12 protein-coding genes are annotated in these 16,815 nt (G+C 59.3%); 3 read left to right on the plus strand and 9 right to left on the minus strand.

Going from position 1 to position 16,815, the window contains the following annotated elements:
- Positions 1–107 precede the first annotated feature (107 nt).
- Entirely contained in the window at positions 108–1,028 is a 921-nt protein-coding gene (gene ldtB / locus IM303_RS00005) for a L,D-transpeptidase (RefSeq protein ID WP_049119881.1), read from the minus strand.
- Between the two features lie 222 nt (positions 1,029–1,250).
- Between ldtB and IM303_RS00010 the strand changes: the two genes are divergently transcribed.
- Positions 1,251–2,846, plus strand: a complete 1,596-nt coding sequence (locus IM303_RS00010; protein ID WP_041910703.1) for an ABC-F family ATPase — start codon at positions 1,251–1,253, stop codon at positions 2,844–2,846.
- Between the two features lie 187 nt (positions 2,847–3,033).
- On the opposite strand, the gene IM303_RS00015 is transcribed toward IM303_RS00010, so the two are convergent.
- A complete protein-coding gene (locus IM303_RS00015) occupies positions 3,034–5,397 on the minus strand; it encodes a TIM-barrel domain-containing protein (protein ID WP_193359461.1) in 2,364 nt (787 codons plus the stop codon).
- A gap of 17 nt (positions 5,398–5,414) precedes the next feature.
- The gene (locus IM303_RS00020) at positions 5,415–6,716 is read right to left on the minus strand and encodes an MFS transporter (protein ID WP_193359462.1); all 1,302 of its coding nucleotides are present in this window, start codon (positions 6,714–6,716) and stop codon (positions 5,415–5,417) included.
- Between the two features lie 288 nt (positions 6,717–7,004).
- Here IM303_RS00020 and IM303_RS00025 point away from each other — a divergent pair, with 288 nt between their 5' ends.
- Positions 7,005–8,078, plus strand: a complete 1,074-nt coding sequence (locus tag IM303_RS00025) for a LacI family DNA-binding transcriptional regulator (RefSeq protein WP_193359463.1) — start codon at positions 7,005–7,007, stop codon at positions 8,076–8,078.
- Here the strand turns inward: IM303_RS00025 and IM303_RS00030 are convergent.
- The 4 genes from IM303_RS00030 to IM303_RS00045 all read right to left on the minus strand — a co-directional run bounded on the left by IM303_RS00030 (position 8,075) and on the right by IM303_RS00045 (position 13,799).
- Positions 8,075–9,331: a DUF1479 domain-containing protein gene (locus tag IM303_RS00030; protein WP_048957029.1), complete on the minus strand. Its 1,257-nt coding sequence runs from the start codon at positions 9,329–9,331 to the stop codon at positions 8,075–8,077. The two genes, IM303_RS00025 and IM303_RS00030, sit on opposite strands and share 4 nt — an antisense overlap.
- 149 nt (positions 9,332–9,480) lie before the next feature.
- Positions 9,481–10,296, minus strand: a complete 816-nt coding sequence (locus tag IM303_RS00035) for a Cof-type HAD-IIB family hydrolase (RefSeq protein WP_193359464.1) — start codon at positions 10,294–10,296, stop codon at positions 9,481–9,483.
- Between the two features lie 166 nt (positions 10,297–10,462).
- Complete coding sequence (locus tag IM303_RS00040; RefSeq protein ID WP_193359465.1) at positions 10,463–12,895, minus strand: formate C-acetyltransferase/glycerol dehydratase family glycyl radical enzyme; 2,433 nt, start codon at positions 12,893–12,895, stop codon at positions 10,463–10,465.
- 4 nt (positions 12,896–12,899) lie between these two features.
- Positions 12,900–13,799, minus strand: coding sequence for a glycyl-radical enzyme activating protein (locus tag IM303_RS00045; RefSeq protein ID WP_193359466.1), 900 nt, complete (start codon positions 13,797–13,799; stop codon positions 12,900–12,902).
- A 127-nt stretch (positions 13,800–13,926) separates the two neighbouring features.
- On the opposite strand from IM303_RS00045, the gene fsa reads away from it, so the two are divergent.
- Positions 13,927–14,589: a fructose-6-phosphate aldolase gene (gene fsa / locus IM303_RS00050; protein ID WP_028012473.1), complete on the plus strand. Its 663-nt coding sequence runs from the start codon at positions 13,927–13,929 to the stop codon at positions 14,587–14,589.
- A gap of 89 nt (positions 14,590–14,678) precedes the next feature.
- Here fsa and moeB read toward each other — a convergent pair whose 3' ends face one another.
- Positions 14,679–15,431 (minus strand): molybdopterin-synthase adenylyltransferase MoeB, encoded by a 753-nt coding sequence (moeB, locus tag IM303_RS00055; protein WP_048960857.1) that lies wholly within the window; start codon positions 15,429–15,431, stop codon positions 14,679–14,681.
- Position 15,432: 1 nt separating this feature from the next.
- Positions 15,433–16,665, minus strand: coding sequence for a molybdopterin molybdotransferase MoeA (moeA, locus tag IM303_RS00060; protein WP_193359467.1), 1,233 nt, complete (start codon positions 16,663–16,665; stop codon positions 15,433–15,435).
- Positions 16,666–16,815 lie beyond the last annotated feature (150 nt).

The following is a 16,815-nucleotide window of genomic DNA, read 5'->3' on the forward strand; positions in this document are numbered from 1 at the left end:
TGGTAAAGGAAAGGCCCTGGAGATACCCCACAGCCCCGAAAAAGGGCCAGTCAGAGTCTTAACTGACTGGCATTAGGCCTCGAGGCCCGCTTTTTTGATGCGCGTGGTTAGTTCAGACGCACCGGCATACCGGAACGGTTCTGAATCGCCTGGTCGACGATGGTGGTTTCCACGTCTGGCTGAGAGGTCACGGCCTGCACCGCGCTGTTCAGCGTAATCGGCACGATCTCGTTGTTGTTGATCTGGTCTTCGCTGGTTGACAGCGGGTTGTGCACTTCGATGTAGCGGCTGCCGTCTGGCTCAGACGTCGCTTTCACCGGTTCGTTGATGAACTGCACGCGCGTACCGACCGGCACGTTTTCGAACAGGAACTTGATGTCGTCGTTACGCAGGCGCACGCAGCCGTGGCTCACGCGCAGGCCGATACCGAAGTTGGCGTTGGTGCCGTGGATGGCGTACAGACGACCAATGTACAGCGCGTACAGGCCCATCGGGTTATCCGGGCCGGCTGGCACAACGGCTGGCAGCGGCTCGCCTGCAGCGATGTATTCCGCGTGCATTTTAGCCGTCGGCGTCCAGGTTGGGCCCGCTTTCTTACGTTCAACTTTGGTGGTCCAGTTCAGCGGGGTGTCTTTACCCAACTGGCCGATACCGATTGGCAGCACGATCACGGTGTTGGTGCCTTTCGGGTAGTAATACAGACGCATTTCGGCGCTGTTAATAACGATGCCTTCATGAACGGTATCCGGCAGGATCAGCTGCTGAGGAATATTCAGCACGGTACCCGCTTTCGGCAGATACGGGTCAACGCCCGGGTTGGCTTCCAGCATGTTGGACAGACCCAGCTGGTACTGCGCGGCGAAATACTCCAGCGGCTGAGAGTTACCCTCAGGCACCGTCACCACCTGGTTTTGACCCACCAGACGGCTTCCGTCTGTCGGCAGGGGATACGTCACCGCAGACGCGGTCTTACAAAAACCTACTACGGCTAACGCCGCCGCAAAAAGCGTTGTTAATTTCATGTTCATGTTGTGCGAGGTATCTAAGCCATTCAGGCGATGAGTTGATAAGTCTGAATCTGTGATGGGAGCGCATTATATGTGCATTCCCGCTAACAGGGAATTCAGATGTGTACGAAATCACATTTTTTTCGATTTTGTTAAAGTTTAGTGGATTGCCGCAACACGGGATCTCAATTCGGAATTGTGGCATAATGCCGTGTTTATCACACTTTTCGCAGGAATCTCTCCGTGTTAGTTACCAGCAACGTCACTATGCAGTTTGGCAGTAAGCCGCTGTTCGAAAACATTTCCGTCAAATTTGGCGGCGGCAACCGTTACGGCCTGATTGGTGCCAACGGTAGCGGAAAATCCACCTTTATGAAGATCCTCGGCGGCGATTTAGAGCCGACGCTGGGCAACGTGTCGCTCGATCCGAACGAGCGTATCGGTAAGCTGCGTCAGGATCAGTTCGCCTTCGAAGAGTTCACCGTGCTCGACACCGTGATCATGGGGCACGCGGAGCTGTGGGAAGTGAAGCAGGAGCGCGATCGTATCTACGGTCTCGCCGAAATGAGCGAAGAAGACGGCTATAAAGTGGCCGATCTGGAAACCCAGTACGGCGAAATGGATGGCTACTCTGCGGAAGCGCGTGCGGGCGAGCTGCTGCTGGGCGTGGGTATTCCGGTTGAACAGCATTACGGCCCGATGAGCGAAGTCGCGCCAGGCTGGAAGCTGCGCGTGCTGCTGGCGCAGGCGCTGTTCTCTAACCCGGACATCCTGCTGCTCGACGAACCAACGAACAACCTGGACATCGATACCATCCGCTGGCTGGAGCAGACGCTGAACGACCGCGACAGCACCATGATCATCATCTCGCACGACCGTCACTTCCTGAACATGGTCTGTACGCACATGGCGGATCTGGACTACGGCGAGCTGCGCGTGTATCCGGGCAACTACGACGAGTACATGACGGCGGCCACCCAGGCGCGCGAGCGTCTGCTGGCAGATAACGCCAAGAAGAAAGCGCAGATTGCGGACCTGCAGTCCTTCGTCAGCCGCTTCAGCGCCAACGCCTCTAAATCCCGTCAGGCAACCTCGCGTGCGCGTCAGATCGACAAAATCAAGCTGGAAGAGGTTAAAGCCTCCAGCCGTCAGAACCCGTTCATCCGCTTCGAGCAGGACAAGAAGCTGTTCCGTAACGCGCTGGAAGTGGAAGCCCTTACCAAAGGCTTTGATGAAGGCCCGCTGTTTAAAAACTTCAACCTGCTGCTGGAAGTGGGTGAGAAGATTGCCATTCTGGGCGCCAACGGCGTGGGTAAATCTACCCTGCTGAAAACCCTGGTGGGTGAACTGCAGCCGGACAACGGCACCGTGAAGTGGTCCGAGAACGCGCAGATTGGCTACTACGCGCAGGACCATGAGTACGAGTTCGAAAACGATTTGACCGTCTTCGACTGGATGAGCCAGTGGAAGCAGGAAGGTGACGACGAGCAGGCGGTGCGCAGCATTCTGGGGCGTCTGCTGTTCAGCCAGGACGACATCAAAAAGCCGGCCAAAGTGCTCTCCGGTGGTGAAAAAGGCCGCATGCTCTTCGGCAAGCTGATGATGGAAAAACCGAACATTCTGGTGATGGACGAACCGACCAACCACCTGGATATGGAATCTATCGAATCGCTGAACATGGCGCTGGAGATGTATCAGGGCACCCTGATCTTCGTCTCTCACGACCGTGAGTTCGTCAGCTCCCTGGCGACCCGCGTGATCGAAATTACGCCAGAGCGCGTGGTGGACTTCACCGGTAACTACGAAGATTACCTGCGCAGCAAAGGTATCGACGGCTAATTTCCCGTCGTCTTTCACGCTGCAGATGCGTTGGCTGCACCTGTTCACCCCGGTCACTTACTTATGTAAGCTCCCGGGGATTCACAGGTTTGCCGCCTTCCTGCAGCGCGAAATACTTAGGGAAAGGCGTCGTGCCTTTATCCCCTCTCCCCGTGGGAGAGGGTTAGGGTGAGAGCATCAGGCCGTACTACACCACCCACTCGCTCCCTTCAACCCCATTCACCCGCAGCGTACGTTTTTCCCCCGCCGGTAACGACACCTTCAGCGCCTTCCACGCCGGACGATAATCCCCGCGCGCGTTCACCTTCAGGTTGATGGTTGCGCCATCACACTCCATTTCCCATTCCACCCACAGCGCATTGCCCTTCTTATAGCCCCAGCTTTCACCGTCGTCTTCAAACAGCAGCCCCGTGGTTGTGCCGACGCCTTTAACTGGGAACAGCTTCAGCTCGCGGGTCGAATCTTTTTCAGCACTCACATGCGTGATGCGCTCGCTAAGCGGCAGACCGGCCCCGGCGCGCACCAGCAGCGGCAGTTTTTCCAGCGGCGCATCAAGGACGATGGATTGCCCGCCCGCATACCACGCGTGGGTGTAAAAATCGTACCAGCCCGTTTCGTTATCTGGCAGCCAGACGCGGCGCTCGCGCTGCCCGGCTTCGACGACGCTGGCGACCAGCAGGTCGCGGCCCAGCAGGAAGTCATCGCACTCTTCGAAGGTCTGCGCGTCGTGCTCGTGGTCGAGGAAGGTCGGGCGCAGCATCGGCTCGTCGTCGGCGTGCGCCTGCCAGAGCAGGGTGTAGAGATACGGCAGCAGGCGGTAGCGCAGCTCAATCGCGCCGCGAATGGCAGGCGTGACGCCCGGATACATCCACGGCTCGTTCACGGTGCGATCGTCATTCCAGGAATGGATGGTAAAGCGCGGGTGCATTACGCCGTTCTGCACCCAGCGCACGAACAGCTCGGCGTCCGGCTTGTCGCCGGAGAAACCGCCCACGTCGTGACCGACGTTGAATAATCCGGACAGGCTCATGCCCAGCCCCATGCGGATGTTATAGCGCAGCGTGTCCCAGTTAGTGCGGTTGTCGCCGCTCCAGGTCTGAACGTAGCGCTGCATCCCGGCGCAGCCGGAGCGGGAGATGAGATACGGACGCTTCTCCGGCGCAAAGCGCTGCTGCGCTTCCAGCGAGGCGCGCATCATCAGCAGTGGCATCACCGGGCGAATGTGCTTGATGGCGATCTCCTTGCCGAAGCCAAAGCAGCGGGCTTCCCCGTCCCACACTTCATACTCGTTGTTGTCGTTCCAGGTGGAGTCGATACCCATCTCCAGCAGCTGTGTGGTCACGCCGTTCTGCCACCACTGCACCGTCTGCGGGTTGGTAAAGTCGAGGTGCGAGCCTTCGTCATCCCAGAAGCTGGAGCGTTCAGGCGCGTCGGTTTCTGAATCACGGATGAACAGGCCGCTCTCCGCCACTTCACCGTAGCGCGGATGATCCTGCAGCAGGCACGGCTTGATGTTGGCCGCAAGCTTCAGTCCCGCGTCGTGGAAGGCCTGGCTCATCGCCTTCGGCTGCGGCACTTTGTCGTAGTTCCAGTTGAAGACGTAGCGCTTGCCGTTGATGGAGGTATAGCCGGACGAGAGCTGGAACGAATCGCACGGAATGGCGTGCTCTTCGCACAGGCGGATGAAGTTCATCAGCTGATTCTGCGCGTCCGGTGCGTCGGTGTAGTGCATGGTCGAGCCGCTGTAGCCCAGGCTCCACTTCGGCCCAAACAGCGTTTTCCCGGTCAGGCGCACGAAGGCTTTGGTGACGTCCAGTGCGCGCTTGCCGGTAAAGATGTAATAATCAATATCGCCCGCTTCCGCCTGCCAGCGGCGATAGGCGGTGTGATAGTTGTCGATCTCGTTGCCCAGATCCAGCCAGCAGCTGCTCAGGTTGTCGTAGAACAGGCCGTAGCTCACGTCATCGCGGCGGGTGAGGGTAAACGGAATGTGCTTATAAAGCGGATCGGTGCTGGCGGCGTTATAGCCCATGGCGTCCAGGTTGCGCATCTCGTAACGTTTGCCGTTGCGCTGCAGATCGCCCGCTTTCTCGCCCAGGCCGTAGAAACGCTCGTCCTTGCGGCGGCTGAGATAGTGCGCCACGCCGTCGCCGTGGGCGTCCAGCAGGTAGGCGCTGGTCGGGCGATCCTGGACCAGCGGCTGCCATTCGCCCGCATCATTACGGTAGTGCCACTCCAGCCACAGGGGCTGGTGGACGGTCACGCGCAGCTGCTCGGTTGCCACCGTCACTGCGTCATCCTGCTGCGTCAGGGTCCAGGCCGGGCAGGAGAAACCGCTCAAGTCGTCACGACGGCGGCCTTCCCACGGCACGTCTTGTTCCGGCGCGATGCTCCAGGTGCGGTCCAGCGCCAGCTCGCCTTTGCGTTTGATCAGCACGCGGAACAGGTTCTGTTCCAGCACGTACAGGCACAGGCGGTGCTGATTATCCACCAGCAGCTCCAGATGATTCGCAGACTGCTTATCAACGGTCCAGTTTTTCAGGGTTTTCATATGCAATACATCCACTATCAGGCGCGCTTGGCGCGACGTTCAGCAATAAATGCCACCAGGAAGAGAGCGCCAATCAGGTCAAAAAAGCCCATGGCAATAAAAAGCGGGTTGAAGCCGATTTTGTCGGCGGTCACCCCGATTAACAGGGAAAACAGGAAGCTGGCGATCCACGCCGCCGAGCCGCGCATGCCGTTGACGGTCGCCATCTGGCCCTTATCGAAGGACTCCACCACCAGCGCGCTCAGCATGCATGAGATAATCTGGTGCCCGAAGCCGCCGATGGAGATCAGCACGATGGTGATATACGGGTCGCGGGTCACGGCGACGATGGCCAGAGAAATCATCAGAAACGCGCCGGTGACGGAGCTTGCCACCACCGAGTTCACGCGGGAGTAGCCGAACCAGCGGGTGTACAGGCGCGTCAGGTAGCCGCTTGCCACGCTGCCGAGGTCGGCGGCGAGGAAGGGCAGCCAGGCAAACATCGCGATCTGCTTCAAATCCATGCCGTGCTCTTTGGCGAGGTACAGGGGCACCCAGAAGCTCAGCACCGCCCAGGCGGGTTCTGCCATAAAGGCCGGGATGGCGATACCGTAGAAACGTTTGTTTTTCGAGACGGTTTTCAGCGCGGTCAGGAAGGGCAGCTTGACCGGTGCGGGTTCGTTATCCTGCTTGATAAACGCCAGCTCGTCGCGGCTCAGGTTCGGGTGCTGTTCCGGGTTGTGGTAGAACGCCCACCACAGGATCACCCACAGCAGCGCCAGCACGCCGGTAAACATAAACGCCCCCTGCCAGCCGAACGACGCGTGAGCGAAGTAAATGATAGGCGGAGCCAGCATCGCGCCGATGGAGAAGCCCACGCCCGCCCAACCGGCGGCAACGGGACGCTCTGATTTCGGGAACCATTCGCCGATGGTTTTGGCATTCGCTGGCGTGGCGGCAGCTTCGGAAGCACCCATAAAGAAGCGCAGAATCGCCAGGTGCAGCCAGCTTCCGGCGCCCGCGTGGAAGATACACATCAGCGCCCAGATCCCGGCACAGACCATAAAGCCAATCTTCAGGCCGATAACGTCGATCAGCCAGCCGCACAGGGGCTGGAAAATGGTGTAGGCGATCTGAAACGCGCCGACTATCCAGGAGTACTGCTCGGTGGTGATCCCGAGGCTCTCTTTCAGTTCCGGGGCGAGGATCCCCAGTGAGTTACGGGTGATGTAGTTAACGGTGACGCCAAGTAAAAACAGCACCAGCACGTACCAGCGCAAATTCTTAATGACGCGACGGGTTTTGCTTGTCGCAACGGTGTTATTGATGTCCTGACTCATTTTACTCTCCACAAGACGGACGGTAAGGGGACGGAGGTTCAGATGTCACACAGATTGTTATGCCTTTGATTTCTATCCGCTTAGAATGCTTAAGTTGCTATACAACTAGTATGGAAGCTGTGTGACAAGTTCACCTTAGGGAAGAAAATGAGAGGGCAAAAGTGGATTTTGTGCAAAATTTCTCATAACTGACGTAAACCCTCTGGCATGATGGTCTTTATATCAGTTATTGCCTGATGAACACGCTATGAAAATTTTTTCATTTCGCAAATGGAGCCAGATCACAAAATGGACAAAAGGCTAAAAATCACCGAAATCGCCGCCCGTACCCAGCTCTCCATCAGTACGGTTTCCCGTGTGCTGGCAGGCAAAGCGAATACCAGCGAAAAGGCGCGGGCTAAGGTGCTGGCGTGCGCGCGGGAGCTGGGGGTAATGGACGGCATGGCGGCGGGGCGTCTGCTGCTTAACAGCCTTGTGGTTTTTGCCCCTCAGCGTGCCTTCGACGAGCGGTCCGACATCTTTTATTACCGCGTGATCCAGAGCGTGAGCAAAGGGCTTGCCTCGCACGAGGTTCGGCTGCGCTACTGCGCGCTGGAGGAGAACGACAGCGACGCCCAGATTTTTCTGGCACGCATGAACGAGCCGGATACCCAGGCGGCCATTCTGCTCGGTATCGACGATCCGCATATCCACGATCTGGCGGTGGATGTGGGGAAACTCTGCATGCTGATTAACTGCCGGGACCGCCGCATGCGCCTGCCTGCCGTTGCCCCGGATCACCGTGCTATTGGCGAGCGGGCGGCGGAGTACCTGTTCGAGATGGGGCACCGCGAGGTGATGAACGTGCTGTGCCTGCGTCGCTACACCATGGAGCTGCGCCTGGCGGGTATCCGCGACGCGTGGCATGCCCATAATCTCAGGTTTAACGACAGGCGCGACCTGTTGGTGGTGCCAAGCTTCAGCGCCAGAGAGACGGAGCAACTGGTGAGCGAGTGGCTTAACCAACAGAAGGGAAAAGACCTGCCGACGGCGTTCCTGGTAGGCGGGGACTTTATGGCGGCAGGCACCATCAGCGCGCTGCAAAATCACGGTCTGCGCGTGCCGCAGGACGTCTCGGTGATGAGCATTGACGGCTTTAATCTGGCGGCGATTCAGGATGTGCCCTTAACGGCGGTGCATGTTCCCCGCGACGAGCTGGGAACGGAAGCGGTGCATATGCTCCAGCAGCGGCTGATGCGCCCGGATGCCCCGGTAGGAACATTGCTGCTGAACGGTACGCTGGCCGTGCGGGAATCGGTACGGCGGATACGTCAGGGGAAACGACGCACCGCCGTGGAGCGGGAAGGGCTGTACGACAGTTAAGCCATGCCCAGCGCGCGCTTGCCGTGGATATTGAGATCGTTCACGGTAAAACGGTCCTGCCAGCTTTTTTCATAATCCTCGCGCGGGAAGTCTCCTGGCGACGCGCCGGTTTCCAGCGCTTCCTTGACCTTTTTCGCATAGGCGAGGTTCTTCTCGCACATTGGCGCGGCGGGGATGTACATCACGTTGCCCCAGCCCTGCTGATTTTCCACCGGCGCGACGGAGTGGATCACGTCGCAGTGCCACCACACGGAATCGCCCGCCTCCAGCGCTGGAATACTGGTCAATGCTTCGACAAGCAGCGGGTGCCACTTCTCGGAAATCGGCAGCACGCGCCCCGGCGCCACGCCGCAGAGTTCGTCTTCCGGCACGTCGTCCAGCAGAGGACGCAGCAGAATGTAGGCCATTGCTTCCGGGATCGGCACCACGTGCAGCAGCCCTTGGCCGGGGATCATGTCCGACAGCGCCGTCCAGCCCTGGAAGGTGCGGAACACCGAGCACTTGGTGGTGTTATCCACGGTGTACTCTTCCACTTCGGTACGGTGTGCGGCGTTCCACGGATCGTATTTCTCGACGTTGCCGTCAAACACGCGGGCAAACACCTGCTGGTAAGCCGGCAGCAGCCAGCGCTCCAGCGCGCCGGAATCGGTATGCGCCCCCAGCCCTTTGGAGGTGGTTCCCGGCGGACGGCGGCGAATGCGGTCCGGGTAAATCACGCTCACGTCAGGGTCGAACCACTGCTTGCCGTTGCTCTCGAATGTCCATAAACGGTTCAGGAACGACTGCACCTGCGCCATCGCTTCACTCTGGCGCGCCTGCATTTGTGCCTGGGACCAGTAGATCGGGTAAATCTCCGGGCGGGAGGCGGTTAAGGTGCCGAAGAAGTTGTCGCCCGGCCCTTTGTACACCTCGTCAAACTTGTTCAGATCGAGGTAGTCGAGCATCGACCGATCCCACGCCAGCGCCTGCTCGCGGGGGAAGTGACCTTTAATCACCGCGCAGCCGCGGCGCTTAACGGCCTCGCGCTGAGCGTCGGTAATCGTGCCGTTTTTCACATCTGCAAACGGAATCACCGGCCAGACGGATTCGCCTTTATTTTTCAGGGCGTTGATCTCCGCCACGCGGGTGGCGATTTTATCGCTGAGCTTGTCAAACACCGCCTGCACGTCGCCGATCTGCGCGCGTAACTCACGTTTTAACTGACGGATTGCCGCTTTATGGTCCGCTGGCAAGGTTTCACTGGTAAAGGTCATAACTGCCTCGCATCTTTCATTCGAAAGTAAAAATATCTACAAGTGATACTTTAAGTTAAAAATAAGTTAATGCAAGTTTAAAAACTTGACGCAAGCCACAGGACGGAAAAAGAGTGAGAGGCCGGAGCGGGGCTCCGGCGAGGAAAGGATCAGACGTCGAAAGGAGAGTGGTTGTCGAGCACGGCCTGAATGACGTTCAGCGCGCCCTGATGGTTGTTATCGTCGGTGCTGTAGCGGCTAATGTCTTTAATGCTCTGCGCCGCGTTGCCCATCGCAAAAGCGTATTTCACCAGCTTCAGCATTTCCGCGTCGTTGCCGCTGTCGCCAATGCCGACGCACTCCTGCGGGGAGATTTTCCAGCGTTTCAGCAGGCGGCTAATGCCGTTGGCCTTGTGCAGGCCGGGGATAATCAAATCGACAAAACCGAAACCGCTGGTGACCGGCTTCATGATGCCGTCCAGGGAGACGTGCAGTTTATCGACCAGGTTCGGGATATCGCTGTCCGGCAGGTTCAGGGAGAACTTAAACAGCACGTCGTCGATTTCGCGGTAATCGCTGATGCGTTTTAAGCGGTGATAGTGCTTTGACATCAGCGCCACGAAGGCGTCCGGGGCTTTGTCGCTGACGTAGGCGCTCTCCAGACCGCAGGCTACAAAGTTCAGCCCTTCGTCTTTCAGCAGTTCGCCAATAACGATCTGCGACTCATGGCGGGTCAGCTCGCCGTGGAAAACCTGTTCGCCGTGGTCAAACACCAGCGCGCCGTTCTCCGCCACGAAGGAGATCTGCTCTTTCAGTTCGGGGAAGAAGGAGATGAGCTGGTAATACTGGTTGCCGCTGGCGACAACGAATTCAATATCGCGGGATTTAAGCTGCTCAAACTGTGCCTGGAAGCGGTCACGATCGTACTGCTTGGCATCATCAAGGAAAGTTCCGTCCATATCGGTGACGATAACTTTAACGGTCATACTGTGCTCCTGGGTCACTGCGTTTTGAAACATTCTAATAACAAGGTGACGGGGAGCACAAATTTAATTTCGAATGAAAGTCAGAAAGCCGGGTGGCGGCTTCGCCTTACCCGGCCTACGGGGAGATGCTGTAGGCCCGGTAAGCGCAGCGCCACCGGGCGTTTTCTTACAGCGTATGCTCAGTACGGGCGATAATATCGTCCTGCGCATCCGGCGACAGGGCGGTGAAGAACGCCGAGTAACCCGCCACGCGCACTACCAGGTCGCGGTACTGGTCCGGGTGCTTCTTCGCTTCCAGCAGCGTTTCGCGGGAGACAATGTTGTACTGAATATGCCAGCCCTTGTGCACCTCGAAGAAGGTACGCAGCAGTACCATCAGCTTCTGGCGATCGCTGTCGTTTTCCAGCGTCGACGGGTTCAGCTTCTGGTTAAGCAGCACGCCGCCAAGAATCGCTTCCGTCGGCAGTTTACCCACGGAGCCAATCACCGCCGTCGGGCCGAGGTGGTCCGTACCGGAGGCCGGGCTAGCCCCTTCTGCCAGCGGGGTGTGGGCCTTACGTCCGTCCGGCGTGGCCATCGTTGCCGCGCCGAACGGAACGTTAGCGGAGATAGACGACGTGCCCGCGTAGTAGTTACCGCCAATCGGGCCGCGGCCGTAGCGCGGGTTGTGGTACTGCTTCAGCTCCTCAATGTAGGTTTCGTAAGCACGGGTCAGCAGCATGTCCACGCTGTCGTCATCGTTGCCGTACTTCGGCGCGCCGTTGATCAGGCGCTGGCGCAGCTGCTCGTGGGTCAGCCCGTCGAAGTCATCCGCCAGCGCCGCCGCCAGCTGCTGCTGACCGATAGCGCCCTGCTCAAAGACCAGCTTTTTCACCGCCGCCAGGCTGTTGCCGAGGTTGGCGATACCCACCTGCAGGCCGGAGACCCAGTCATACTTCGCGCCGCCCTGCTTAATGCTTTTCGCGCGTTCGATGCAGTCGTCCACCAGCGCCGAGCAGAGAATGTCGTGGACGTTCTCTTCCAGCATGGTATCCACCACGTACTCGATCTCGATGGATTTGCGGGTGTAGTAGCGGATCTGGGTATCCCACGCCGCCATCACCTCCTCGAAGTTATCGAAGTTGCCGGCAGAGAGCGCTTTTTCCTGCGGCAGGAACACCTTGCCGCTGGTGGCGTCGCGGCCGCCTTCCAGCGCGGCGAGCATCACGCGGGCAAAGTTGATAAAGCTCATGCCGGTGCAGCGGTAACCCCACTTGCCGCCCACCGCGGTTTCGATACAGCCGATGGCCGCGTAGTCATACGCATCGTCGCGCTCCACGCCAAGCTTGATAAATTCCGGGATCACGATTTCATCGTTGTTAAATGCGGGCATCCCGAAGCCGCAGCGGATCACCTGCACGCAGGCGTCGAGGAAGTCGTTGCTCATGCCCGCGTGATAGCGCACGCTCAGGTTCGGCTGGGTAGAGCGCAGACGGCCGCAGGACTCCAGGATCGCGTAGGAGAGCGGGTTCACCGCGTCCATCGGCTCGCCGTTAACCAGCTTCTGACCACCAATAGTGACGTTCTGGTACAGCGGGCTACCGGCAGAGGCTTTGGAGTGCGAGCCGGAGCGGATCTTGTTCACTTCCAGCAGCTTCAGCCAGCAGCTGTGCAGCAGCTCGATGGCGTGCTCGCGATCCAGGCTCTGGTCCAGCTCCACGTCGCGGCGATAGTACGGATAGAGATACTGGTCCATACGGGCGAAGGAGACGGAGTGGCCGTTGGACTCAATCTGCAGGATCAGCTGAATGAAGTAGCACAGCTGCAGCGCCTGCCAGAAGGTTTTTGGCGGCTCGTGGGCAATCACGTCGCAGTTTTCCGCCATCGCCAGCAGCTCGTCGCGGCGGCTTTCGCGGGTTTCCGTAGACGCCATCTCACGCGCCAGGTCGGCGAAGCGTTTGATGTGCAGGCTGACGGCTTCCAGCACGATATCAATTGCTTTCAGGAACTGATCGCCGTGCAGGTCTTCCAGCACCGTCAGGTTGATGCGCGAGCGGCGCTCGTCCACTTTGGCGCGCAGGCCGTCGAGACCTTTCTTCAGCACCAGCGGGAAGTTTACCGCCAGGTGCGCGTCGCCGGAGGTCATGTTGCCTTCGGCTTTGATGATGCCGGTTTCCAGCAGGCCTTTCTGCTCGTCGGTGAACATGCCGTAGCAGCGGTCCTGCACCGTCTGGCCGCGCCACCACGGGCAGATTTCATGCAGCACACGCTTGTTTTCTTCACTCACCGCGAAGCCCGCACCAGGACGGTCCGCCAGATCGTCAATCTCTTTCTCAATCCAGGAGACGGTATATTCCGGGAAGATCGGCGCGGCGCGCACTTCGCTTGCCTGGTTGCCGATAATCAGCTCGTCGTGCTTGATCCAGATGGTGCGTTCCGCCAGGTGATGTGCCAGCGCCAGGGCGCGACGCACCGGGATCGGCTTGTCCATGTGCTGCTGGTACATTTCGGTGTAATGCTGCGCGCGCTCGGTACAGACCGGCGGCTTGACGATATGCACCAGCGCCATTTTATGCGCTTTAATACGTTCGCTGAGGGTGTTGAGATTCAGGGTGGTCATAGGTTTATCCTCGTAAGGTCGCGGTTAACCCTTTCTGGCAGGCGTACTGCTGCGCGAAATCCAGCAGGGCAGGGTTATCCAGCGGTTTGTCAGGGGCAGAGTAGGGTTGGCCGAGCAGGGTGTATTTGTTCATGCCCAGCGTGTGATACGGCAAAAAATGAATATCATCGACGCCGAGTTCGTCGGCGGCGAAGTTGGTAATGGCTGTGATGGAAGCTTCATCGGCGTTAAAGCCCTGGATCAGCGGCACGCGGATGGTGATCTTTTTCCCGGCAGCGGCGAGGCGCTTCAGGTTGTCCAGGATCCGTTTGGCCGAACCGTCGGTCCACTGTTTGAACACCGCTCCGTCGACGTGCTTAAGGTCGGCAAGGAACAGATCGACGTACGGTAATGACGGCTCGATATAGTGCCACGGCACGTGAAGGCAGGTTTCGACGGCGGTGTGGATACCCTGTTCGTGGCTGGCCTTGAACAGGGCGTGCGCCAGCTCCGGGTTCATAAACGGCTCGCCGCCGGAGAGGGTGATCCCGCCGCCGCTGCGGTCATAAAAGGGTTTGTCGCGCAGCACGGTGGTCATGATCTCGTCCACCTGCTTCTCTTCACCGCAGACGGTAAGCGCCTGCGTTGGACAGCAGTCGGTGAGGGCATTAAGCGTCTCTTCACTCAGCTTTTCGCGGTGGATGACCAGGCCATTGAGCGCGCGTTCGATACAGCCCGGTGCCGCCAGCTGGCACAGGTCGCAGCCTTCCAGACACAGGCGCGCGTCAAACAGCACGTCCCGGCTGCGCGAGCGGCTTTCCGGGTTCTGACACCAGCGACAGCCCAGCGAGCAGCCTTTCATGAACACCACGGTTCGAATACCGGGGCCGTCGTGGGTGGAGTAACGCTGAATATTGAAGATCATATTTTTGCCCTCAAGTTGCATATGAAGATTAAATGACTTTCGAATGAAAGTTATCTTGATGCAGGTCAACTCTTGAGCAGGTTTTGTCGTGATAGGGTAAGTGCAGGCTAATTTTGAGGGTGACATCATGGAACTTTATCTCGACACATCTGACGTTGCGGCAGTCAAAAAGCTGGCGCGTATCTTCCCGCTGGCGGGCGTGACCACCAACCCAAGCATTGTGGCGGCAGGAAAAACGCCGCTCGACGAGCTGCTGCCCGCGCTGCACGACGCGCTGGGCGGTAAGGGCCGTCTGTTTGCGCAGGTAATGGCTACCACCGCCGAAGGGATGGTGGAAGACGCGCGCAAGCTGCGCGCTATCATTAACGACCTGGTGGTGAAGGTGCCGGTGACCGCAGAAGGGCTGGCGGCCATTAAGATGCTGAAAGCGGAAGGGATCCCGACGCTGGGCACGGCGGTGTACGGCGCCGCGCAGGGGATGCTGTCCGCCCTGGCCGGAGCTGAGTATGTGGCCCCTTACGTTAACCGCGTGGACGCGCAGGGCGGGGACGGGATCCAGACCGTGATTGAACTGCAGCAGCTGTTGGCGCTGCACGCGCCGCAGTCAAAGGTGCTGGCCGCGAGCTTTAAAACCCCGCGTCAGGCGCTGGACTGCCTGCTGGCAGGGTGCGAGTCCATCACGCTGCCGCTGGACGTCGCGCAGCAGTTTATTACTTCCCCTGCGGTGGATGCGGCGATTGTGAAGTTTGAGCAGGACTGGCAGGGAGCGTTTGGACGGACGTCTATCTGACGGGTGCGGCCTGATGCCCTCGCCCCAACCCTCTCCCACAGGGAGAGGGAGCAAACACTAAAACGGCAACCTGAAGGTTGCCGTTTGCTTTAACCTCCGCAAACCTCACACCCCGGATTGCGCATCAGCTTCATCTCGCGGAACTGACAGGTCATCGCGTCATACATCACGATTTTCCCCGCGGCAGGCGTGCCGTAGTGCGCCAGCACTTTGATCGCTTCCATTGCCTGCAATGAGCCAATCACGCCGACGAGTGGCGCCATCACGCCCGCCTCGACGCAGGTCAGCGCATTCTCGCCAAACAGACGGCTCAGGCAGCGGTAGCAGGGTTCACCATCCGCGTACGTGAAGACGCTGATTTGCCCCTCCATGCGGATCGCCGCGCCGGAGACCAGCGGGATTTTGTGGGCAAAACAGCCCGCGTTCAGCTGGTTACGGACGGCGACGTTATCGGTGCAGTCGAGCACCAGATCGTGCTGCGCAATCTGCGCGAACAGCGCGTCGTCATCCAGCATCGCGTCAATCAGGGTGAACTGAACGTTGGGGTTGATGCGCGCCAGCGCCGTGCGGGCAGAGTCCACTTTCGGCTGGCCAACCGTCGCGTCGCTGTGCAGCGTCTGGCGCTGCAGGTTGGACACCGAGACGGTATCGAAATCCAACAGCGTCATCCTGCCCACGCCCGCCGCCGCAAGATACTGCGCGGCGGCGCAGCCCAGCCCGCCGAGACCGACGACCAGCACATTGGCTGCCTTAAGCGCTTCCTGGCCCTCAAAGTCAAACCCGCGCAGCACGATCTGGCGGTTGTAGCGCATCATCTCCTGGTCGCTCAGCTCCACCGTCATGTCAGCCTCCGAACAGGTGGTTAAAGCGCTCAACCTCAACCCATTCGCCGGCTTCCACGTTGCCGCGCTCGCGCTCCAGCACGATGAAGCAGTTACCCAGACTGAAGGAGCTGAAAATGTGCGAGCCCTGATGTCCGGTGGTGCTCACTTCGAGCTCACCGTCCGCGCCGCGGACCAGAATGCCGCGCTGGAAATCGAGACGACCCGGCGATTTTTTCAGCCGCGTAGCGGCACGCACGCGCAGGCGTTCCGGCAGCGGGCTGGCTTTGTTGCCGGAAAGCTTCGCCAGCAGCGGGATCGCCAGCTGGTAGAAGGTGAGTGCCGCAGAGACCGGGTTACCCGGCAGGCCGCAGAACCAGCTGTGCGGAAGCTTGCCAAACGCGAACGGTTTGCCCGGCTTAATCGCCAGCTTCCAGAAGGCGATTTCGCCCAGCTCTTCAAGCAGGGTTTTAGTGTAATCCGCTTCGCCCACGGAGACGCCGCCGGAGCTGATGACCACGTCGGCGGATTTGTCCGCCTCGATAAACGCCGCGCGCAGTTTTTCCGGGTCGTCTGGAATAATGCCGAGGTTAATCACCTCGCAGCCCAGCTGTTCCAGCATCAGGTGTACCGCCAGGCGGTTGGTGTCATAAATCTGGCCGTCCTGCAGCGGCTGGCCCGGAAGCTGCAGCTCGTCGCCGGTGGAGAAGACCGCCACGCGCACCTTGCGGACAACGTCAACTTCGGCGATGCCGAGCGACGCCAGCACCGGCAGTTCACCTACCGTCAATTTCTGCCCGGCGGCAAAAACGGTCGCGCCGAGGGTGATGTCTTCGCCCGTGCGGCGGATGTTCTGGCCCGCTTTAACGTTCGCGGTAAAACGCACCCCGCCGTCGGTCTGCTCGGTCTCTTCCTGCATCACCACGGCATCGCAGCCCTGCGGAACCGGCGCGCCGGTCATAATGCGCACGCAGGTGCCCGCAGGCCATTCGCCGCCAAACGGCTGGCCCGCAAAGGCTTTACCCGCCACCGGCAGGGCGTTACCCGTCTGGAGATCCGCCAGGCGCACCGCGTAACCGTCCATCGCGGAGTTATCGAACCCCGGCACGTTCATCGGCGAGACGATATCGCGCGCGGCAATACGACCAAAACAGCGCACAAGCGGCAGCGTCTCAACGTCATGCAGCGGAGAAATACGGTCAAGCATCTGCGAGAGTGCCGTCTCAAGCGGCATCAGTCCGGCGGTAAAATCCATGGTGGGCTCCTGCGGAGTAACAACGAAAGCGCTCATTATGGCAGAAAAGTGCGGCTAACTGTATGACCCGATGGGTGTACGCTTTACATCACTGTTGCGTCTTTCTATATTCAAAAATCATCTGAAGTTTCATCGACGATAATGATATTT

The sequence above is a fragment of the Enterobacter cloacae complex sp. P38RS genome (assembly GCF_014930775.1).
GTDB lineage: Bacteria > Pseudomonadota > Gammaproteobacteria > Enterobacterales > Enterobacteriaceae > Enterobacter > Enterobacter bugandensis.